Here is a 21,799-nt window from a genome sequence, read left to right as displayed (position 1 = left end):
AACGGCCTTTTCGCGGTTGACCTGATCGGTGATCACCGTGGCGAACTTCACCACTTTGTACAGTTTGTTGTTGGCATCGACCACAGGGTTGTAGGACGCTTCCAGCCAGACTGTACGACCATGGCTGTCGACCCGTTTGAAACGGTCGGCGACGAACTCACCGTTGTTCAAACGACGCCAAAAGTTTGCGTACTCGGCGCTGTTGTACTCCTGCGGCTCGCAAAACATCCGGTGATGTTTGCCCTTGATCTGCGCCAGGCTGTAACCCATGCCGCTAAGGAAACGATCATTGGCGGCCAGTACATTACCGTTGAGATCGAACTCGATCACGGCGGTGGAACGCACCAATGCGCCGATCAGGTTTTCGTGTTCGCGGGAGGCTTCGATTGTGCGCGTCAGGTCGCTGGCATAGATCGAGATGTTTTTGATCCGCCCATCCGACGTGCGCACCGGCTGCACAATCGAACGCAGCCACGCCTCTTCACCATTGCCGCGCAGCAAACGAATCGCGCCAGCGAAATGCTCGCCACGGTTCATGGCGTTTTTGAAGCGGTGATGAAACTCATCGGACTTCACGTGGGCCGGAACGATGTCTTCGATCGCGCGGCCAATCAGATCGTGGCTCTTGTAGAGCATCTCGGTGAGGAAGTTCTGATTGACCGACTGCACCCGGCCGTCGGGCTCGAGGGTCAGCACCAGCATCTCGCTTTCCAGGCTTTCCTTCACTTGCACAAGGCTGGAGAGTTCTTCACGAAGAGCGGCCAGCTCTTGCTTCAAGCGTTTGTTGAACATGGGAAAGTACCGATGGACAGGTTAGAGAGCGGGATGCAGCCTAACCATCGGCCTTGCGCAGCGTTTCTGAAGAGCGCTTGAGACTCCTCAGTCAAAAATAGTTCGGACGTACGTTGTCAGGCAGTTCCGGCTACCTGACATTGTCCCGTGCGCGGCATGCGCGCACCGAAATACGCCGCGCTGACGATACCGACCGCGCCCATCACCGCGCAGAACATCACGCATATCCACGGACTCCACGGCATCAGACCGATCAGCAACAGCGGTGTGATACTTGCCCACGCGGCGTAGGCAATGTTGTAGGTGAAGGAAATGCCTGACACGCGAATACGCGCCGGGAACAACCCGACCATCACCGACGGCACCGCACCCACCACGCCGCAGGCGAGACCCGCGATGGCGTAGGCGATGCCAATCCAGTCGCCGCCGCTGATCAGGCAGCCGTAGAGCACGGCAATGCCCAGCGGCAGCAGCAGGCTATAGAGCATGACCGTGCGCCAGGCGCCGATGCGGTCGACCAGCAACCCGGCGATCACGCAGCCGATATTGAGGAAAACGATGCCCAATGCGCTGAGGGCGAAGGTGTGGCTGGCGCTCATGCCGAAGGTTTTCTGCATCATCGTCGGCGTGATGACGACGAACACCACCACCGCCGAGGTCAGCACGCAGGTCAGCAGCATCGCCGGTAGCATCGCCAGTCGGTGTTCGCGCAACACCGTGCGCAACGGCAGTTCGACGCGCGCCTCACGCTGCGCTTCCATGGCCATGAACACCGGGGTTTCGCTCAGCCAGCGGCGCAGATAAACGCCGATCACGCCGAACACACCGCCAAGCAGGAACGGATAGCGCCAGGCGTAATCGAGGATTTCCGCCGGGGTGAACACTTGCGCCAGAAACGTCGCGGTCAACGCGCCGATCAGGTAACCGAAGGTCAGCCCGGCCTGCAAGAAGCCCAACGCATAACCGCGATGGCCAGCAGGTGCATGTTCAGCGACGAACACCCAGGCACTCGGCACTTCGCCGCCGACCGCCGCGCCTTGCAGGATGCGCAGCGCCAGCAGCAACAGCGGCGCGAAATAACCGATCTGCGCGTACGTCGGCATGATCCCGATCAGCAGGCACGGCAGCGCCATCATCAGGATGCTCAGGCTGAAGACTTTCTTGCGACCCATGCGGTCGGCGAAATGCGCCATCAAAATACCGCCCAGCGGCCGCGCCAGGTAACCGGTGACAAAGATCCCGAAGCTTTGCAGCAGGCGCAGCCATTCGGGCATTTCCGGCGGGAAAAACAGCTGACTGAGGGTCAGGGCGAAGAACACGAAAATGATGAAATCATAGATTTCCAGCGCGCCACCGAGGGCTGCAAGGCCGAGGGTCTTGTAGTCGGAGCGGCTGAACGGCGCGGGTTGCGCAGCGGAATTGGCAGTCATGACAAAGAACTCTGGCACAGGCAAAAAACCAAGGCGCACATGGTCTACGCAAATGGACGGATGGACAACCCGTTAGACCATAGTCCTGATTTGGAAAAACCTGCTCACAAAACGCCTCGGCTTGATTTACTGTTGGGGCCTGTCCGCAGCCTAGTGAAAAACCTGTGGGAGCGGGCTTGCTCGCGAATGCGGTGGGTCAGCCAGAAAAGTGCCGACTGCCCCACCGCATTCGCGAGCAAGCCCGCTCCCACCCAAAGCACTGATCGCTCTGCAGACCCAAAATAACCATAAAAAAATCCGAGGTACTTCTGTGGCCGCTGATATCGAAGATAGCCGCTCCGCGCGCTTCGCCTTGCGCTGTTCCAACTTCGCCGAACGCTGGTTTCCCGATTCCTGGGTGTTCGCCGCACTGGCCGTGATCATCGTCGCGCTGGCGACAATGGCCATGGGCGCCAAACCCACCGACGCCGCGATGGCTTTCGGTGACGGCTTCTGGAGCCTGATCCCGTTCACCATGCAAATGGCCTTCGTGGTGATCGGCGGCTACGTCGTCGCCAGCTCGCCGCCCGCCGTGAAACTGATCGATCGTCTGGCGCGCATCCCGAAAAACGGCCGCTCCGCCGTGGCCTGGGTCGCACTGATTTCGATGGTTGCGTCGCTGCTCAACTGGGGCCTGTCGCTGGTGTTCGGCGGTTTGCTGGTACGCGCCCTCGCCCGCCGCACCGATCTGAAAATGGATTACCGCGCTGCCGGGGCCGCTGCCTATCTGGGGCTTGGCGCCGTGTGGGCCTTGGGCCTGTCGTCGTCGGCCGCACAGTTGCAGGCCAACCCGGGCAGCCTGCCGCCGTCGATCCTGTCGATCACCGGAGTGATTCCGTTCACCGAAACGATTTTCCTCTGGCAGTCCGGCGTGATGCTGCTGGCGCTGATCGTGATCTCGATCATCATCGCTTACGCCACCGCGCCCGGCCCGAACTCAGCACGGGACGCCAAGGCCTGCGGCATCGACCCGGCGTTCAACCTGCCACCGCTGCAACCGCGCACTCGTCCGGGCGAATGGCTGGAACACAGTCCGCTGCTGATCATCGTGCTGGTGCTGCTGGCGGCGGGATGGTTGTTCCACGAGTTCTCGACGAAACCGGCGATCACCGCGATTTCCGGGCTGAACACCTACAACTTCCTGTTCATCATGCTCGGCGCGCTGCTGCACTGGCGCCCGCGCAGCTTCCTCGATGCGGTGTCGCGCGCGGTACCGACCACCACCGGCGTGCTGATCCAGTTCCCGCTGTACGGCTCGATTGCCGCACTGATGACCACGGTCAAAGGCGCCGACGCGCAAACGCTGGCGCACCACATCTCGACGTTCTTCGTCAGCATCGCCTCCCACGACACCTATGCCCTGCTGATGGGCGTGTACTCGGCGATTCTCGGCTTCTTCATTCCGTCGGGTGGCGGCAAGTGGATCATCGAAGCGCCGTACGTGATGCAGGTCGCCAACGATCTGCAATACCACCTCGGCTGGGCGGTGCAGATCTACAACGCGGCCGAAGCGCTGCCGAACCTGATCAACCCGTTCTACATGCTGCCGCTGCTGGGCGTGCTCGGACTGAAGGCGCGGGATCTGATCGGCTTCTCGTTCGTGCAACTGCTGGTGCACACGCCGCTGGTGCTGTTTTTGCTGTGGGCGCTGGGGACGACATTGGCGTATACGCCGCCGGTGATGCCGTAACTTGATGGGGTTGCACCTGCTTCAGTGCAGGTGCAATCAATTTTGCTGAGTGGGAAGCACCTTCAAGAGTTCGGGCAATGCGACCTGAACCGTGTCCCACACTACATCCAGATTGATATCGAAATAACCGTGGGCAATTCGATTGCGCATTCCGCGCATGCTGCGCCAGGGAACTGGGGTGTTCTGTGCAGTGAACTCAGGAAACCGATCCATCACTTTGGTAGCCGCTTCGCCAATGATGACCAGACTCATGATGACCGCTTGCTGCGTACGCTTGTCGTCGACGAATTCATCCTTGCTCAGTCCCTCGATAAAAATCAACGCGTCGCTAGCGGCTTGACGCATATGCTCAAGGTAATCGCCGAGCCGATTTTCGATCATACGGGACGGGCCTGATCCAGAACTTGCTGACGAAACTTCAGCGGCAAATCTCCCGGTGTCAGCAGATCAACGGTCACACCCAGCAAATCCTCAAGCTCCACCTGAAGTCCGCCGAGATCAAACAACGTGGCGCCCGGAAGTGGATCAACCAACAGATCAAGGTCGCTGCCTTCAAGATCAGTTCCCAGTGCTACGGAACCAAATACACGCGGATTAGCCACACGAAATCTTCCGACAACCTCACGGATGGCAGTTCGTTGCAAATCAAGAGCAGTGGAAGGTTTCATGAATCACCGTAGCCGGAATCATTAACGCAGCAGTCTAGCAGTGCCGAAGCGTGCTAGACACCACACCATTTGTAACCCAACCGTCACATCCCCCCAATGGGAAAAGCTCGACGGCCTCAAGCAGCGCGATGACGCGATGACTGCGCGCGGGCAACAACCCATGGGCGATCTGAGCAGCGCCCTGCACTTTCCGGCCGGATAAACCCGCCTGCGACTTGCGCACAAAAAACCGTGTTGTCCGGCTTTTCCGGGCAACACGGCTGATCCACTATGAGGCGCCCCCGAACGAGGGGGACTCACGCTGAAAAGGATCTGAGCATGTTGAAAATCGCAGGACTCACCCTCGCCGCGCTCACGCTGAGCGCCGCCGCCCACGCCGATGTCGACCTGAAACTCGGCAGCAGCGAACGCGTTACCCGTCTCTTCGCCTACCCCAACAACTGCAGCGTCATCTGCTTTCGCAACTGGACGCTGGAGCAGACCGTCGCCCACTACCTGAACCAGAGCGTACAACGCGACGGTTACGCCAATGCGAAGGTGTTGGTGAGGACTGATAACGGTCAGCTCTACGCCGAGATAACCGGCGTGCCGAAGGGTTATGACAAACCGTTGTCGGCGCTGCTCGATGCTGGCGATCTGGCTTACAAAGGCGCCAGCCAACTCAACGCCGACGACAAATGGGCGTACAGCTGGTATCTGTTCCTGCCGCTGGGCATGGCCTTGGAAAACCGTAAAAGCATCGAACTGCTGCACTTCCCGCCGGATTATTCGCTGACCCAAGCGCAGGATTACCTGCGCTCGAACACCACCGATCGCTGGGCAACGTTGCTGACCGCAAACGGTATTCCTGCGGCGCAAACACCGGCGTTTCAAACCATCATCGACATCGCCCCGATCGCCGCGCCCGCCAGCGCCGGCAGTGATCTGGAAGGCGTCTACGGTTACTTCAAGGACTACCAGACCACGCTGGTCAAACAGTTCAGCCAGAGCGCCAGCGGTAGCGTGCTGCCGATGGTCGCTTTCGGGGCGCCAGTGCGAAACTGGATCAAAGACCAATACGGGCCGACTGTGGGCGTGCTGGGCCTCGCCACCATCACGCCGAGCAAGGGGGTGAACGTGCCGGTATTGGGCTCCAATCACCCGAGTTACATCTGGTACGCCGCCGACCCGAAAAGCTACACCGGTGATGACGCACAAGCCAAAGCCGATGCCGCCGGCCTGAAAGTGATGGGACAGGATTTGAGCGCCGCTTGCTGGCAGGCCGGAATGGGCAGCAAACCGGGCAGCGACCCGAAGCCCATGCTCAACCGTTGCACGCAAACCTGGCAGGTGACGCAGAAGGTCAAAACCTGCGAGCTGTTCTACACCTCGATTCGCAATCTGAGCGCAGAACAAGCCGCCGCGAAATGCACCACCACGCCGATCAAGGCTGAACTGCAGAAATTGCAGGCACCGCTGCCTGCCGCTGCCGTCCCGGCCCCACACTTATAGAAGTGTTGCGCGTCAGTTTTGGCTGACGCGCAAAAGCGCGAATCGCGCCTGTCAGATCTGACAGTAGACCGGTTCTGTCATATATCGCAGGATTGGATCCATAAATCGTGTTGCAGGACTGACAGGACGTCAGCCTACGGAAGTCGCAGCACCCGTTGGACAAGGATTGTTATGAACAGTCATGCCGTTCACGCCCGTCATGCGGGTGATACGCCGGGCATTTATCCGTTTGCCGGCCTCCCCGTGCGTCTCGGGTTTCCAGCCAGCGATGACTTCGAAATCATTCATGATGACGATGGCGCCGATGCCGTGATCGCACATCGGGAGTTTCTGCGCATCACTCGCATGTGTCGCGTATCGGGACAAGTGTTGCCCTATCGATGTCGGCAGACCCGGCAACTGCAAACCGGCCTGCATCTTTACGACCCACGCTTCTGCGGATTGCTGGAACATTCCTGCAACCCCAACGTGTTTCTCGACATGAGCGAATTGTGGCTGTGGGCGCTGAAAGATATCCACAGGGGCGAACGGCTGACCATGGATTTCGCGGCCACTGAAGACAAGCTCTTGCGCCAGTTCGCTTGCCATTGCGGATCGTCGCAATGTCGTGGGTGGATCACCGGTTACGACGAACCACCCAACCGCGAAGGCCAACAGTTTTTACAGCGCAGGCGCCACGCGGGCCTGCGCTGAAACGCTGATTACGGCGCGCCGACCGGACGCAAACGATACTGCGGCGGCAATTGCTCGAAACCACTGATGGTGGTGTCGAGACTTTTCCAGCGGCCATCCTTGATGCCATAGATGCAGCCGTGGATCGACAGGCTCTGCCCACGATGCCAAGCGTTCTGGATGATGCTGGTGTGGGCGACGTTGGCCACTTGCTGGATTACGTTGAGTTCGCATAGGCGATCGACCTGTTCTTCTTCGGTCGGCAACTTGGCCAGTTCTTCACGCTTTTCGTAATACAGATCGCGAATCGAACGCAGCCAGCCGTCGATCAGGCCGAACTGGCGATCCTGCATCGAGGCGCGCACACCGCCGCAACCATAGTGACCGGTAACGAGAATGTGCTTAACCTTGAGCACATCAACCGCGTACTGAATCACCGACAGGCAATTGAGGTCGGTGTGCAGCACCACGTTGGCGACGTTGCGGTGAACGAACAGATCGCCCGGCAACATGCCGACGATTTCGTTGGCCGGTACGCGCGCGTCGGAACAGCCGATCCACAGATACTCCGGCGTTTGCTGGCGGGCCAGTTTGGCGAAGAAATCCGGGTCTTCCTTGGTGATCGCGTCAGCCCAACGCTCGTTGTTATCAATCAGGTCTTGTAAGTCATGCATGCTGTAAGGCCTCAAGAAAGATGCGCTGGTATGACAGTCGACCGCCCGTCGGGGTCACGCTTGAGCCGAAAGTGATTTCGTTGGAATTCTCGTGTGCCCGGTGAGTCCACCTTAGTAAGGCCCACAGTATGAGGAATTGCCATGACTGATTCACGACGCCCCTACGATGCGGTACAGCCGGAGCCCATCGATGATAACGAAGACCGCATGGGTTCGGTGCATGAGCTGGATTTCGATGAAGACGAGCCCAGCGCGAAGATCGGTGATGAGATCCCAGAGCGGGAACGCGAGCAGTTGATGCCCAATGAACGCGTGCGTGAGGCGGGGATGACTGGCGCCTCGGTTGCCGACCATGAGCCGACTGACGATGACATGAGCCCGGAAACGCTGATTCATGAAGACGGCGCGCGGGATGCCGAAGAGGCTGGTGAAGGCAATCAGGCGGATTGGGATTTGAGCATTGTCGATGAGGATGACATTGGCGGTGGAAATGGGCTGGATGAGGCGGAGCTGGCGCAGCGCGATCCGATGGATGGCAAGCGCTGATAATCGTTGCCTGACCGGACACTTTCGCGAGCAAGCCCGCTCCCACATGGGTTTTGTGTTGATCACAATGTTTGTGAACGGCTCAATTCCAATGTGGGAGCGGGCTTGCTCGCGAAGCTTTTAAAGGGGTTCAGTCAACCAAAGTGCAGGCCATGACCACCGCATCTTCACGCCCGCCCACCGCCGGATAATAATCCCGACGCCGGCCAATCTCGTTAAAGCCATAACGCTCATACAACCGGAACGCCGCCGTATTACTGTCGCGCACTTCGAGAAAACACTCCCGAGCCGCAGCCGCATACGCACGCGACATCAGATGCTCCAGCAATGTCAGCCCCAACCCTCGCCCCTGACTCTCCGGTTTCACCGTGATATTGAGCAGATGCGCCTCATCGAGAATGATCTGCACCACACCATGCCCAACCTGTTGCTCACCTTCGAACATCAGCCAGATCTGGTATTTGCCCAAGCCGTCGAGAAAAATCCCGCGCGTCCACGGATGGCTGTACGCGGCGAATTCAATCTTCAGCACAGCGTCCAGATCCGCCTCGATCATCGGGCGGAACGATACAGCGTCACTCATTCGATTCTTTCCATCGCGCCATCAGCCGACGCATGGCTTGCCACACAGCGGCTTTGCGCTGTGGCTCTTCCATTAACAATTCCAGACCGGGAATGGCCCAGGCTGAGCCCAGACCTTCGATCTGCAATTCACGATTGAATGCTTCAGCGTCCGCTTCACCGGCGAAACGCACTGCCGGCAGACCGATCAGCCACAGGCAGGCGCAGGGTGCGGATTCCATTTGTACCGAAAGGAAACCCTGCACAAAGTCGCGCGCCGCATCCGGGCCCTGATCCATGGTGCCGCGATTGAGCCACGGCCAACGCACTGGCTCGCCGACAATTTGCGGCGCATCCGGCAGACCGGCGGCACGCAGCATGTCTTTGAGCAATAAATAAGCAGGATCACGGCTCTGGAACGGTTCGCCTGTGGGTAACTCGACCAGCAGCAAGCAACGCCCGGCCCGCAATAATTGCAGGGCGAAACGCGGCGGCGGCACCGGTGCGGGCTTGGCGACGACAGGCGTGTCGTCGGCCTCTTCCACCGGTTTGGCGTTGGTTCGCGTGCTCGCCAGCGACGGGCGTGGCACTTCGATCTTCGGCCGCTCGCTCGTTCGCGCAACAGGCTGCACCGGCGCTTCGGCCTGAGGCGCGGGCACCAGCGGCGCTTCTACCTCGGGCTCGGGCATGTCCAGCAGCTCGGGGCGCGAGGGCGCGGCGAAAGGCAATTCGGTGCGCGGCAGCCAATTGACCACCTGCATGGCGTTCAAATAGGCGCGGCGGCGGGACTCGATAAGCAAAGGGTCGGCCACTTGTGGATAACTGAAGTGGGCTGATTCTACCGCCCTTCGTCCAAGATCGCCCGTTGTTGATCAATCACTTGACCGAAAGAAAAACAACAGCCTGTCCCTGGATTGAATCGTATCGGCTGCGATGCAGTACAATCGCCGCTTTTCATTGCCAACCAGCCGGGCATTCCGATGATCGAACCCAAGCGCGTCTTGCGCGCCCTCGCTGAACACTGGGCGCTTCTGGAGCCTTTGTGTGAGCACTTCGACCAAGGCACATTGAGCCTCAACGAACTGCGCACGCAACTGGCCGCCCAACAACTGGACAGCACGCCGCAGGACATTACCAGCCTGCTCGACGTGTGGATTCGCCTCGATATTCTGGTGCCTGTGGCGAAAAGCCCGAACCGGTTCGAGCTCAATGCGCAGATTCACGACTTCCTCGCTTACCTGCGTCGTGAACACCGTTTGGGCCTGTGCCTGGAAATCGAAGCCTATTTGCGTCACCTCGAACGCCTGGCCGGTTACATCCAGGATGCGTTCGACGTTCGCGACGGTCACGACCTCGCCCGTCAGCTGCGTTTGCTCGACATGCGCGTGCGCGATGTTTTGAAGAAACTCGACAACGACGAACAAGCGCTGGTTGCAGTAGCCGAACGCGCCAAAACCAGTGACCGGCAGATTCCCTTGCGTCAGCGTTACGCCGAAGTACTGGCGACGTGGGACGAATACGTCGAGCCGATGATCGATCTGGTGAACGCCGACGGCGCCTTCGAACAAGGCGTGCGCAAGGTCGAAACCGTGTTGCTGAAAATGCTCAGCGAGCAACAGCGCCTCGGCCATCTGGTTGACGATGACATGCTGCTGCGCACCCACGCGCGCATCCTCGAAATGCAGACCAGCGCCCAGTTGACCTTGCGCCATGCCCGCGAACTGTTGCTGCCGCTGCGTGAAGAAGCGCGCCGGCACAACGCCGTGACCCGTGGCGCCGCGCTCGCACTGGCGGCGATCCGCCGCAAAGGCATCGACGCCGTGCCGCAAGCCGTGATGCCGATGTTCACCCGCCCGCAAAGCACCTTCCTCGGCAGCGCCAGTCAGGTCGAAGCCTACGTGTACGCGTTGGCGCGTTTCGAGCCGAAACCGGCACGCTTCCCGAAAGCGCACAAAACCCAGAAAGGCGAAGCCCCACGCGCACCCCGCACCGTGCGCGAGATGGTCGACCGTTGCGAAGAATCCCTGCCAATGCCGGATCTGATGACCTGGCTGCTCGAGCAGGAACCGGACGGCGCCACCGACGAATTGCTCTATTGGTTCTCGCGCCTGTCGCGGGAAAAACGCTTCACCCGCGAGCGTCTGGAACGCCGCGACTACCACACTCATGAGCACCAGGTCAGCCTGCGCTCCTTCGCCCTGCTCTCGGCCCGCGACAGTGCCGCCGAGGATTCTGCGAGCATCCCCAATGCATCTTGATCTCTCCGAACTGTCCCAACTGGCACCGATCTTCCGCGAGCTGTTCAAGGGTTACCACGTCAGCCGCCGCGACCCGGAACTGTACGCGCAACTGTCGAACTTCCAGGATCAATACCGCACGCTGTTTAAGGCGCTGGGTTTTGAACTGGTCTGCGACACCCGTGGTTTCTACTACTTTGTGCCGGACATGGCCGCTGCGGCGGTGAACAAGACGGCGCAGCGTCTGGCGCTGTTCACCTTCATCCTCGTCGAGCATCTGGCCGATCAGGGCCGCGACCCGATCGCCGTGCTCGATGGCGGCAGCCTCGGCCGCGAAGAGTTGCCGTCGCTGCTGGAGAAGTACCGCGACCTGTTTATTCAAGCCGAAGTGCAGACCGTCGAAGAGCTCGAAGAAAAGATCATGCGCCGCATGACTCAACTCGGTTTCGCCGGTGAAGAAAACGGTGTGTACCGCTTCCTGCCACCGATGCACCGTTTCCTCGACGTGTGCCTGTCGGTGCAGCAAGACCGCGATCTGGCGGCCAGCGTGCACAGCGTATTGCCGCTGCCAGCGCCGGTGCTGATCGACGAAGCGGCGGAAGCCAAATTCCTCGAAACCGACGATCCGCTCGATCTCAGCGAATTTGATGAAGAGAGCGAAGAAGACGCACTGGCCCGCGCCATTGCCGAAGAACAGGAGTCCGACGCATGAGCCAGGAACGCTACGGCATCCGCCGCTTTGCCCTATTGAACACTGCCGGTTACAGCCTCGGCCTGTTCCCGCTGGAAGAACCGTTGTCGGTTTACGGCGCGAACAACCTCGGTAAATCGGCGTCGATCAACGCCTTGCAGTTCCCGATTCTGGCGCGCATGTCGGACATGAGTTTCGGCAAGTACAGCCTCGAACAATCGCGGCGCTTCTACTTCGCTTCCGACACCAGTTACATCCTTGTCGAAGTGAACCTGCCACACGGCCCGCACGTGATCGGCGTGGTCGGTCGTGGCCCGGGCGGTGGTTTCGGTCACCAGTTCTTCGCCTACGCCGGCAAACTCGATCTGGCGCATTACCAGAAAAACGACACCTGCCTGCGTCAAAAAGAGCTGTTCAACAACCTTGAGAAAGAAGGCCTGAAAGCCTACGAACTCAAGCCGGATGAGCTGCGTCGTTTGCTGGTGGGCGGTCACACTTCGATCCCGCTGGATCTGACCCTGATCCCGCTGCGCTCCACCAGCGAACAGAGCCTGAAGACTTTCCGCGCGCTGTTCATCAACCTGCTGCACATGCGCGAAATTACTGCGGCGAAGTTGAAGCAGTTGTTCCTCGATGCCTTCGAACACAGCCTGCGTTCCGGCAGTGTCGATTACATCGCCGCGTGCGAAGAAGCCTTCCGCGACGTGCGTCGTATGGAACAGGACTACAACTCGCTGGTCGCTGCCGGCCCGTTGGTTGAAGCCTTGGCCAACGGCGTGAAACAGCGCGACGTGCTGCGCGGCAAGTTACATCGGCTGTCGCCGCTGCTCGATTCGTTGCTCGGTACTTGGTCGGATTACGCCAGTGCGCGCAAGGAAGAGCTGACCATTCAGGCCGACCACTACCGTGGCGAGCAGGACAGTCTGCAAAACAATCAGCGCGGCGGTACTCAGGAGCTGATGCGTCTGGAGCGGGAAATTTCCGGCATCCAGCGCTGGCTCGGCGAGCTGTCGGTACTGAAGAATCGCTTTGCTTTGGTCGATGACGTCAAAGTGTTGGAGCAACAATTGCTCGCGGCCAAAGACGCCCACGACGAACTCGCCGGCGCCTTGGCGCAATCGCGTCAGTTCAGTGCAGAAGATCTCGAAGAGCGTTTGCGCGATCTGGAAAAACGCCTGAAGTCGGTGAAGCAGCAACTCGATCACGCCGACAACAACAGCTACGCGCGACTGCGCGAAGAATTTTCGCAACCCGACGTCGAACGGTTGATGCGTCTGTTCAACAGCGCACTGTTCAGCCTGCCGCTGGGCGAACACGGCATTACCCTCGACGAGGGTGGCGAATGGGTCAAATCGGTTGAGCTGATCCTTGATGGCTTCAAGGGTGAACGCTTCGAAGTGCCGGGCCTGTCGATAGACCTCTCGCACATTGAGCCACCGGCGCTGCAAGCACTGGCCGACCGTGCCGCGTTGCGCGACCAGAAAGAACGTCTGGACAAAGAGCTGAAACAGCTCAAGACCCAGCAGGCCGTTGCCGCTGACCGCTCGGCGAGCAAGACCCAGACCGAAGCGCTGTACCAGCAAGTGCTGGACGCGCAAAAGGCGCTGGAAGATTTCCGTCGCACGCAAACGTTGAGCGCTGAAGAAGGCGACAAGCTCGAGCAACTGGCGCAGATGGAAGGCGCGCAGGACGAACTCAAGCGTTCCAGCGATGCCTTTACCGAGCGCGTCCAGCAACTGTCGGCCAAGCTGCAACTGGTCGGCCGCCAGATCGCCGATATGGAAGCCAAGCAACGCACGCTCGACGATGCATTGCGCCGTCGTCAGTTGCTGCCGGCGGATCTGCCGTTCGGTACGCCGTTCATGGATCCGGTCGACGATTCGATGGACAACCTCCTGCCACTGCTCAACGACTACCAGGACAGCTGGCAAGGCTTGCTCCGTGCTGACGGTCAGATCGAAGCGCTGTACGCGCAAGTGCGCCTCAAAGGTGTGGCCAAGTTCGACAGCGAAGACGACATGGAGCGCCGTCTGTCGCTGCTGATCAACGCTTACGCGCACCGTACCGATGAAGCGCTGACGCTGGGCAAGGCCCGTCGTGCAGCGGTCACCGACATCGCCCGTACTCTGCGCAATATTCGCAGCGACTACGACAGCCTTGAGCATCAACTGGCGCTGTTCAACCGCGAGATCAACAAGCGTCAGGTCTCCAACCTGCAGAGCTTCCGCATCGTCCTCGCGCCGAACAAGGAAGCCCTCAAGCACATCGATCAGATCATCCACAGCGCCGGTCAGTACGAAGAAGGCGAAACCCTGTCGGTGTTCGACCTCAGCCAAAGCGCCGAGCAAGACAACAAGAACGAAGAGGCCAAGGAATACCTTGCGCGGTTGGTGGCGGCAAACCACAACCAGCTCGGCCTCAAGGACTTGTTCGAACTGGCGTTCGAGATTACCAAGGTCAACGGCCAGCCGGTGATCCACACCGACATCGACGGCGCGGCGTCCAACGGCACGACCATGACCATCAAGGCGCTGACCAACATGTACTTGTTGCTGCACTTGATGGATCGCGATCAGGCCGGCCGTGTGCGTCTGCCGTACTACCTCGACGAGGCGGCGGATATCGATGAGAAGAACCAGGCCGCACTGCTGGAAACCAGCCTGCAACTGGGCTTCGTGCCGATTCTGGCGAGCGTGAAGCCGCAGGTCTGCGCGAGTGTCGCGATCGACCTGGAAGGCGGCAGCGGCCCGGCGGGGATCTACATTGATGAGGCGGACTGGAAGTACATCCGTCGCCATGATGTGGTGAAGGCCACGGTGAATGTTGAAGCGGATGAACCGGAGCTGGATGCGGTTTGATCGGCGTTAACTGAAGACAAAAAAAGGGCCGCGATCTGCTGGGATCGCGGCCCTTTTTTATGGCTTGGGGTTTGTGCTGAATTGGCTGGCCCTATCGCGAGCAGGCTCACTCCTACAGTTGGAATGCGTTCCCCTGTAGGAGTGAGCCTGCTCGCGATGGCCCCACTTCAAACACCGCAGAATTTATTTACCGAGCGAAATCTTCGGCGCCCACGTCAGCCACTCATCCTCAAACTTGTCGAACAACGGGAACGTCTGCTCCGCCCGAGCCTGACCGCCCATCCGCTCACCCTCCGGCGTAGCGAATGCGATGCCGCCCTGAATCGCTGTCTCCAGCGATTCGGTGCGCACCGTCAGCCCGTTGAACAAACCGATATCAAACCCGACACCGCTGGTGTTCCAGAAGCGGCTGCCGCTGCGTACGAGCGGCGCGTATTTCGGCTCGATCAGAATGTGCACCAATACGCGATCAGCGGTCTGGCCCAGTTCATAACCCGTAACTTTACCCACGGTAATTTCACGGTAAGTCACCGGCACACCCGGCTTCAACGAACCACGGCGAGCGGCGCTCAACACCAGACTCAGACCCGCCTCTTGTTTGGTGACTTCCGGCGCTGTGGCCAGTGCAACGAAGTTCTTCTGCGGGCCAAGGTTCTTCGCCGCTGGCTGCACTTCGATGTACTTGCCGGTCACCAGGGTTTCCAGATTTTCTGTCTTGATCAGGCCGAGCTCAGGCTTGACCACCCAGAACTGACTGCCAACCCGGGCAATCTTCTCCGGCACTTCCGTGATGCGCGCGGTGAGGATGACCGATTGCAAGTCGTCAGTCAGATCGACGCTTTCAATCTTGCCGACATCCAGCCCTTTGAAACGAACCGGCGTGCCGCTGCTGAGACCGTCGGCGCGATCGACTTTGATCGTTACTACGCTGCCTTTTTTACTGGCGTCGTCATGATTGGCAAACAGACGGAAACGCGGAATGCGTTTCTGCAGCGGCGCCTTGGCCTGCGGTGTTTCGAAGGCGATACCGCCGGCCATCAGGGTTTGCAGGGATTCACTCTTGACCTGAATGCCGCCGGTCAACCCACCAGTCAACGTCACACCGCTGACATTCCAGAACCGCGTCGAAGCGTTGACCAGGTTTTCGTATTCCTTCTCGATGTGCACGCCGACGATGATTTGTTTGCGCGTCTTGGAGAATTGGTAGCTCTGTACCGAACCGACCTTGACCTGCTTGTACAAGATCGGACTGCCGACATCGATCGAACCCAGCGTGTCGGTGAACAGCACCAGGTGCAGACCCGGCGAACGCAGATCCAGCGGCGGCGCTTTCGGACGTGCTTCGAACTCACGTTTCGGGGCGGCACCTTTGTCACCCGGACGCACGGCGATGTAGTTACCTTTCACCAGCGCTTCGAGACCCGTGATGCCGGCCAGCGAGATCGACGGTTTGACCACCCAGAACTGAGTGCCCTCCACCAGATAATCTTCGGCCAACGGATCGAGAGTCAGCTCGGCGGTGGCGCTGTTCAGATCGGCATCGACTTTCAATGCTTTCAGGTTGCCGACCTGAATGCCTTTGTACATCACTGGCGTACGGCCAGCCTGCAGGCCTTCGAAGTCGCTGAGTTTGACCTTCACACGAATACCGGCAGCGGCGGCGTCGAAGTCCTCGTAGAGACGGAATGGCAGGCTCGGATCGGTTGGCGGACTGTCCTTGCGATTCTCCGGCGTGGCGAAGGCGATACCGCCAGCGACGATGCTGGCCAGCGATTCGCTGCGCACTTTGACCCCGGACAGGTTGGCGTCGATGCTGATGCCGCTGGCGTTCCAGAAACGTGTATGTTTGCGCACCAGTTTGGCGTAGGTCGGTTCGATGAACACTTTGAGCTCAACGGTGCTTTGGTCTTCCGACAGCACATAGCTTTTGACCTGACCGACTTTGATTTGCTTGTAGAACACCGGGCTGCCACGGCTCAGCGAACCGAGACGATCAGCCTTGATGGTCAAGTGCAGACCAGGTTTGGCGTCGGACAGCGGCGGCTCTTCGGCCAGCGCCTTGAACTTGCGCGCGGGCTCGCCTTCGCCGGGACTGATAGCGACGTAGTTACCTGAGACCAGCGTCTCCAGACCAGTGATGCCGGCCAGAGTTACGCTCGGTTTGACCAGCCAGAAACGCGTGCTGGTTTTGAGGTATTGCTCGACGTCCTTGTTCATCTCGACGGTGGCAATGACGCCTTTGGAGTTGCCCTCGTCGTCGAGCTTCAGCGTTTTGACCTTACCGACCGACATGCCCTTGTACATGATCTCGGTTTTATTGGCCTGGATGCCTTCGCCGCTTTCAAAGCGAATCTGGATCTCGATGCCGGTTTCGGAATAGGCACGCCAGCCGAGCCAGCCACCGATGATCAACGCGATCAGAGGCAGTACCCAAATGGCAGACCAGTTCGAGGCCGGTCGGGTTTTCGCTACGGGCAAATCAGTCATGGTCGTCGTCCGACTCCGTGTTATCCCAAATCAGTCGGGGATCAAAAGTTACTGCAGCAAGCATCGTCAGAATCACCACACTGGCGAAGGCGATGGCGCCAAGATTGGCTTCGACACTGGCTAAGCGGCCGAAATTGACGACCGCCACCAGAATGGCGATCACAAAAATATCGAGCATCGACCAGCGGCCAATGAACTCGATGAAGCGGTACATCCAGATGCGCTGCCGCGCCGACAACGGTTGTTTGCGTTGTACTGAAAACAACAGCAGTGCGATGCCCACCAGTTTGAAAGTCGGCACCAGAATACTGGCGATGAACACTACGGCAGCAATCGGGATCATGCCGTGCTGCACCAACTGGATCACGCCGGACATGATCGTGCTTGGGTCACCTTGACCCAAAGAACTGACAGTCATGATCGGCAACACGTTGGCCGGTATGTAGATAATCGCCGCCGTGATCAGCAGGGCCCAGGTACGGGTGAGGCTGTTCGGCCGGCGCGCGTGAACCAATGCACCACAGCGGGTGCAGGTTTGCTCGTCGTTGTCCGCCTCCTGCCGGTTCAACTCATGGCATTCGGTGCACGTCAGAATGCCTGCATCAATCGCCCGCATGAGCATCTTCCCCTGATAACGCCTGCCAGATCTGGTGCGGCGACATCACCACTTCCAGCCAGACCTGAACCAGCAACAAGCCGATAAAACACGCCAGACCAAGGCCGACGGTGATGGCGGCCATGTCCGCCAGTTTGACGATCGCCACCAGTACGCCCATGAGGTAAACCTCGAGCATTCCCCAGTCTTTGAGGTGGTGGTAAATGCGGTAGAGCAACAAGCCATAGCTGCGACCGATATCGAAACGGATCGTCAGCAGCACAAACAATTGGCACAGCAACTTGAGCAGCGGAATGGCCATGCTGCACAGGAACACAACAATCGATACGCCTTGCATGCCGGTATTGAACAGACCGAGCACGCCGCTCCAGACCGTATCATCCGAAGACTGCCCGAGTAGATTGAGCTGCATGATCGGCAAAAAGTTCGCTGGTATGTACAGCAGCAGTGCCGCAATCACCAGAGCAAGGCTGCGCTGCACCACGTTATGGCGATGGGCGTACAACTCGTATCCGCAGCGGGGGCAGAGGGCTTTCTCGCCGTGGGCAAGTGTTGGCTTGCGCATCAGCAGGTCACACTCGTGACAGGCCACCAAGTCTTCCAGCGGTAGATCTGACAGCCCGGGGGCGTCAACCGACTCTGACATAAAGGCTCTGGCTCCAAAAAAGGTGGGGCTATTCTAGTGTTCTGGTTCGAAAATAACTGTGCAAATTTGTTCGATGAACCGTGCAAAAACTTTCCTGCGGGCAAAACAAAACCCCAACTGCTTTCGCAATTGGGGTTTCGGAATTTAATCTTGACGATGACCTACTCTCACATGGGGAAACCCCACACTACCATCGGCGATGCATCGTTTCACTGCTGAGTTCGGGATGGGATCAGGTGGTTCCAACGCTCTATGGTCGTCAAGAAATTCGGGTACTGAGTCGTGACCAGATGGCCTCGCTTCAGCAAATTGGGTATGTGACAGCTAGGTGTTTTGTGAGCGTTTCGAACTTTCGGTTCGTTTCGTCTTCACACACCGCAATCTGGTGCTCTTTCGCTTTTCAGCTTCGAAGCAAGCAAATTGCTTGGGTGTTATATGGTCAAGCCTCACGGGCAATTAGTATTGGTTAGCTCAACGCCTCACAGCGCTTACACACCCAACCTATCAACGTCGTAGTCTTCGACGGCCCTTCAGGGAACTCAAGGTTCCAGTGAGATCTCATCTTGAGGCTAGTTTCCCGCTTAGATGCTTTCAGCGGTTATCTATTCCGAACATAGCTACCCGGCAATGCCACTGGCGTGACAACCGGAACACCAGAGGTTCGTCCACTCCGGTCCTCTCGTACTAGGAGCAGCCCCTCTCAAATCTCAAACGTCCACGGCAGATAGGGACCGAACTGTCTCACGACGTTCTAAACCCAGCTCGCGTACCACTTTAAATGGCGAACAGCCATACCCTTGGGACCGGCTTCAGCCCCAGGATGTGATGAGCCGACATCGAGGTGCCAAACACCGCCGTCGATATGAACTCTTGGGCGGTATCAGCCTGTTATCCCCGGAGTACCTTTTATCCGTTGAGCGATGGCCCTTCCATACAGAACCACCGGATCACTAAGACCTACTTTCGTACCTGCTCGACGTGTCTGTCTCGCAGTCAAGCGCGCTTTTGCCTTTATACTCTACGACCGATTTCCGACCGGTCTGAGCGCACCTTCGTACTCCTCCGTTACTCTTTAGGAGGAGACCGCCCCAGTCAAACTACCCACCATACACTGTCCTCGATCCGGATAACGGACCTGAGTTAGAACCTCAAAGTTGCCAGGGTGGTATTTCAAGGTTGGCTCCACGCGAACTGGCGTCCACGCTTCAAAGCCTCCCACCTATCCTACACAAGCAAATTCAAAGTCCAGTGCAAAGCTATAGTAAAGGTTCACGGGGTCTTTCCGTCTAGCCGCGGATACACTGCATCTTCACAGCGATTTCAATTTCACTGAGTCTCGGGTGGAGACAGCGCCGCCATCGTTACGCCATTCGTGCAGGTCGGAACTTACCCGACAAGGAATTTCGCTACCTTAGGACCGTTATAGTTACGGCCGCCGTTTACCGGGGCTTCGATCAAGAGCTTCGCGTTAGCTAACCCCATCAATTAACCTTCCGGCACCGGGCAGGCGTCACACCCTATACGTCCACTTTCGTGTTTGCAGAGTGCTGTGTTTTTAATAAACAGTCGCAGCGGCCTGGTATCTTCGACCGGCATGAGCTTACGGAGCAAGTCCTTCACCCTCACCGGCGCACCTTCTCCCGAAGTTACGGTGCCATTTTGCCTAGTTCCTTCACCCGAGTTCTCTCAAGCGCCTTGGTATTCTCTACCCAACCACCTGTGTCGGTTTGGGGTACGGTTCCTGGTTACCTGAAGCTTAGAAGCTTTTCTTGGAAGCATGGCATCAACCACTTCGTGTTCTAAAAGAACACTCGTCATCAGCTCTCGGCCTTAAGATCCCGGATTTACCTAAGATCTCAGCCTACCACCTTAAACTTGGACAACCAACGCCAAGCTGGCCTAGCCTTCTCCGTCCCTCCATCGCAATAACCAGAAGTACAGGAATATTAACCTGTTTTCCATCGACTACGCTTTTCAGCCTCGCCTTAGGGACCGACTAACCCTGCGTCGATTAACGTTGCGCAGGAAACCTTGGTCTTTCGGCGTGGGTGTTTTTCACACCCATTGTCGTTACTCATGTCAGCATTCGCACTTCTGATACCTCCAGCAAGCTTCTCAACTCACCTTCACAGGCTTACAGAACGCTCCTCTACCGCATCACCCGAAGGTGATACCCGTAGCTTCGGTGTATGGTTTGAGCCCCGTTACATCTTCCGCGCAGGCCGACTCGACTAGTGAGCTATTACGCTTTCTTTAAAGGGTGGCTGCTTCTAAGCCAACCTCCTAGCTGTCTAAGCCTTCCCACATCGTTTCCCACTTAACCATAACTTTGGGACCTTAGCTGACGGTCTGGGTTGTTTCCCTTTTCACGACGGACGTTAGCACCCGCCGTGTGTCTCCCATGCTCGGCACTTGTAGGTATTCGGAGTTTGCATCGGTTTGGTAAGTCGGGATGACCCCCTAGCCGAAACAGTGCTCTACCCCCTACAGTGATACATGAGGCGCTACCTAAATAGCTTTCGAGGAGAACCAGCTATCTCCGAGCTTGATTAGCCTTTCACTCCGATCCACAGGTCATCCGCTAACTTTTCAACGGTAGTCGGTTCGGTTCTTCCAGTTAGTGTTACCCAACCTTCAACCTGCCCATGGATAGATCGCCCGGTTTCGGGTCTATTCCCAGCGACTAGACGCCCTATTAAGACTCGCTTTCGCTACGCCTCCCCTATTCGGTTAAGCTCGCCACTGAAAATAAGTCGCTGACCCATTATACAAAAGGTACGCAGTCACAGAACAAAGTCTGCTCCCACTGCTTGTACGCATACGGTTTCAGGATCTATTTCACTCCCCTCTCCGGGGTTCTTTTCGCCTTTCCCTCACGGTACTAGTTCACTATCGGTCAGTCAGTAGTATTTAGCCTTGGAGGATCTGCCCCCCCATATTCAGACAAAGTTTCTCGTGCTCCGTCCTACTCGATTTCATGACTAAGAGATTTTCGCGTACAGGGCTATCACCCACTATGGCCGCACTTTCCAGAGCGTTCCGCTAATCTCAAAGCCACTTAAGGGCTAGTCCCCGTTCGCTCGCCACTACTAAGGGAATCTCGGTTGATTTCTTTTCCTCAGGGTACTTAGATGTTTCAGTTCCCCTGGTTCGCCTCTTGCACCTATGTATTCAGTACAAGATAACCATCTTATGATGGCTGGGTTCCCCCATTCAGACATCTCCGGATCAAAGTCTGTTTGCCGACTCCCCGAAGCTTTTCGCAGGCTACCACGTCTTTCATCGCCTCTGACTGCCAAGGCATCCACCGTATGCGCTTCTTCACTTGACCATATAACCCCAAGCAATCTGGTTATACTGTGAAGACGACATTCGCCGAAAATTCGAATTTCTCAACTAAGAGAACTCACAAATTTTACCTTAGCCTGATCCGTTACCAGTGAAAGTAACGTTCAGTCTATCTTTCTATCACATACCCAAATTTTTAAAGAACGAACTAGTCAAAGACTAGAAATCAACATTCATCATCACAACGATGGAATGCTCATTTCTAAGCTTTCAAACTTCAGAAGCAGTAGTGGTGGAGCCAAACGGGATCGAACCGTTGACCTCCTGCGTGCAAGGCAGGCGCTCTCCCAGCTGAGCTATGGCCCCGTATTTCTACAGGCGTTTCCCACACAAAATTGGTGGGTCTGGGCAGA

General features: G+C 57.9%; 16 protein-coding genes, 2 tRNA genes, 2 rRNA genes and 1 pseudogene (1 of these 21 cut by a window edge). 7 read left to right on the top strand and 14 right to left on the bottom strand.

All coding sequences use genetic code 11. The annotated features are described in order from the left end of the window. Window positions 1–15: 15 nt before the first annotated feature. Window positions 16–702 (bottom strand): annotated as a pseudogene (locus tag ACZZ0D_RS01235) (PAS domain-containing protein); the annotation flags it as partial. A gap of 206 nt (window positions 703–908) precedes the next feature. Further along, window positions 909–2,222 (bottom strand): MFS transporter, encoded by a 1,314-nt coding sequence (locus ACZZ0D_RS01230; RefSeq protein WP_463552274.1) that lies wholly within the window; start codon window positions 2,220–2,222, stop codon window positions 909–911. Window positions 2,223–2,532: 310 nt separating this feature from the next. On the opposite strand from ACZZ0D_RS01230, the gene ACZZ0D_RS01225 reads away from it, so the two are divergent. After that, window positions 2,533–3,951, top strand: coding sequence for a short-chain fatty acid transporter (locus ACZZ0D_RS01225; RefSeq protein ID WP_053123825.1), 1,419 nt, complete (start codon window positions 2,533–2,535; stop codon window positions 3,949–3,951). A gap of 36 nt (window positions 3,952–3,987) precedes the next feature. Here ACZZ0D_RS01225 and ACZZ0D_RS01220 read toward each other — a convergent pair whose 3' ends face one another. After that, complete coding sequence (locus ACZZ0D_RS01220) at window positions 3,988–4,332, bottom strand: HepT-like ribonuclease domain-containing protein (RefSeq protein ID WP_463552273.1); 345 nt, start codon at window positions 4,330–4,332, stop codon at window positions 3,988–3,990. Further along, entirely contained in the window at window positions 4,329–4,619 is a 291-nt protein-coding gene (locus tag ACZZ0D_RS01215) for a nucleotidyltransferase family protein (RefSeq protein WP_159815610.1), read from the bottom strand. Before ACZZ0D_RS01215 ends, ACZZ0D_RS01220 begins: the two co-directional genes overlap by 4 nt. Window positions 4,620–4,937: 318 nt before the next feature. Here ACZZ0D_RS01215 and ACZZ0D_RS01210 point away from each other — a divergent pair, with 318 nt between their 5' ends. Together ACZZ0D_RS01210 and ACZZ0D_RS01205 are read left to right on the top strand one after the other, a co-directional pair. Then, window positions 4,938–6,110 carry a hypothetical protein gene (locus ACZZ0D_RS01210; RefSeq protein WP_463552272.1) on the top strand — a complete coding sequence of 391 codons (1,173 nt, stop codon included), beginning with the start codon at window positions 4,938–4,940 and terminating at the stop codon, window positions 6,108–6,110. A gap of 171 nt (window positions 6,111–6,281) precedes the next feature. Next, a complete protein-coding gene (locus tag ACZZ0D_RS01205) occupies window positions 6,282–6,803 on the top strand; it encodes an SET domain-containing protein (protein ID WP_463552271.1) in 522 nt (173 codons plus the stop codon). A gap of 8 nt (window positions 6,804–6,811) precedes the next feature. On the opposite strand, the gene can is transcribed toward ACZZ0D_RS01205, so the two are convergent. Further along, the gene (gene can / locus ACZZ0D_RS01200; protein WP_186534371.1) at window positions 6,812–7,456 is read right to left on the bottom strand and encodes a carbonate dehydratase; all 645 of its coding nucleotides are present in this window, start codon (window positions 7,454–7,456) and stop codon (window positions 6,812–6,814) included. Between the two features lie 141 nt (window positions 7,457–7,597). On the opposite strand from can, the gene ACZZ0D_RS01195 reads away from it, so the two are divergent. Then, the gene (locus tag ACZZ0D_RS01195; protein ID WP_463552270.1) at window positions 7,598–8,002 is read left to right on the top strand and encodes a serine kinase/phosphatase; all 405 of its coding nucleotides are present in this window, start codon (window positions 7,598–7,600) and stop codon (window positions 8,000–8,002) included. A gap of 130 nt (window positions 8,003–8,132) precedes the next feature. On the opposite strand, the gene rimI is transcribed toward ACZZ0D_RS01195, so the two are convergent. Continuing rightward, window positions 8,133–8,585, bottom strand: coding sequence for a ribosomal protein S18-alanine N-acetyltransferase (rimI, locus tag ACZZ0D_RS01190; protein WP_463552269.1), 453 nt, complete (start codon window positions 8,583–8,585; stop codon window positions 8,133–8,135). Next, window positions 8,578–9,324, bottom strand: a complete 747-nt coding sequence (locus ACZZ0D_RS01185) for an energy transducer TonB (protein WP_463554751.1) — start codon at window positions 9,322–9,324, stop codon at window positions 8,578–8,580. Before ACZZ0D_RS01185 ends, rimI begins: the two co-directional genes overlap by 8 nt. Window positions 9,325–9,543: 219 nt before the next feature. Here ACZZ0D_RS01185 and mksB point away from each other — a divergent pair, with 219 nt between their 5' ends. From mksB to mksF, 3 genes are read left to right on the top strand one after another with little or no spacing between them, the layout of a single operon-like run. Then, a complete protein-coding gene (gene mksB, locus ACZZ0D_RS01180) occupies window positions 9,544–10,821 on the top strand; it encodes an Mks condensin complex protein MksB (RefSeq protein ID WP_463552268.1) in 1,278 nt (425 codons plus the stop codon). Further along, window positions 10,811–11,512, top strand: coding sequence for an Mks condensin complex protein MksE (gene mksE, locus ACZZ0D_RS01175; protein WP_053123840.1), 702 nt, complete (start codon window positions 10,811–10,813; stop codon window positions 11,510–11,512). Before mksB ends, mksE begins: the two co-directional genes overlap by 11 nt. Further along, window positions 11,509–14,349, top strand: a complete 2,841-nt coding sequence (gene mksF / locus ACZZ0D_RS01170; protein WP_463552267.1) for an Mks condensin complex protein MksF — start codon at window positions 11,509–11,511, stop codon at window positions 14,347–14,349. The genes mksE and mksF overlap by 4 nt, the downstream gene beginning before the upstream one ends. Window positions 14,350–14,532: 183 nt before the next feature. Here mksF and ACZZ0D_RS01165 read toward each other — a convergent pair whose 3' ends face one another. From ACZZ0D_RS01165 to ACZZ0D_RS01135, 7 genes are all read right to left on the bottom strand, one after another. After that, entirely contained in the window at window positions 14,533–16,836 is a 2,304-nt protein-coding gene (locus tag ACZZ0D_RS01165) for a PqiB family protein (RefSeq protein ID WP_159815604.1), read from the bottom strand. Then, window positions 16,829–17,452 carry a paraquat-inducible protein A gene (locus tag ACZZ0D_RS01160; RefSeq protein ID WP_053123847.1) on the bottom strand — a complete coding sequence of 208 codons (624 nt, stop codon included), beginning with the start codon at window positions 17,450–17,452 and terminating at the stop codon, window positions 16,829–16,831. Before ACZZ0D_RS01160 ends, ACZZ0D_RS01165 begins: the two co-directional genes overlap by 8 nt. After that, the gene (locus ACZZ0D_RS01155) at window positions 17,439–18,098 is read right to left on the bottom strand and encodes a paraquat-inducible protein A (protein ID WP_159815603.1); all 660 of its coding nucleotides are present in this window, start codon (window positions 18,096–18,098) and stop codon (window positions 17,439–17,441) included. The genes ACZZ0D_RS01160 and ACZZ0D_RS01155 overlap by 14 nt, the downstream gene beginning before the upstream one ends. A 148-nt stretch (window positions 18,099–18,246) precedes the next feature. Then, window positions 18,247–18,362 (bottom strand): 5S ribosomal RNA (gene rrf / locus ACZZ0D_RS01150). A 171-nt stretch (window positions 18,363–18,533) separates the two neighbouring features. Further along, window positions 18,534–21,429: ribosomal RNA gene (locus ACZZ0D_RS01145) — 23S ribosomal RNA — on the bottom strand. A 247-nt stretch (window positions 21,430–21,676) separates the two neighbouring features. After that, window positions 21,677–21,752, bottom strand: a tRNA-Ala gene (locus ACZZ0D_RS01140). Between the two features lie 30 nt (window positions 21,753–21,782). Beyond that, window positions 21,783–21,799 (bottom strand) — tRNA-Ile (locus ACZZ0D_RS01135) (it continues 60 nt past the right edge of the window).

Source organism: Pseudomonas sp. AC193, from assembly GCF_979258075.1.
The sequence above is the reverse complement of the archived record's forward strand: the minus strand, read 5'-3'. Positions and strand labels throughout refer to the sequence as shown.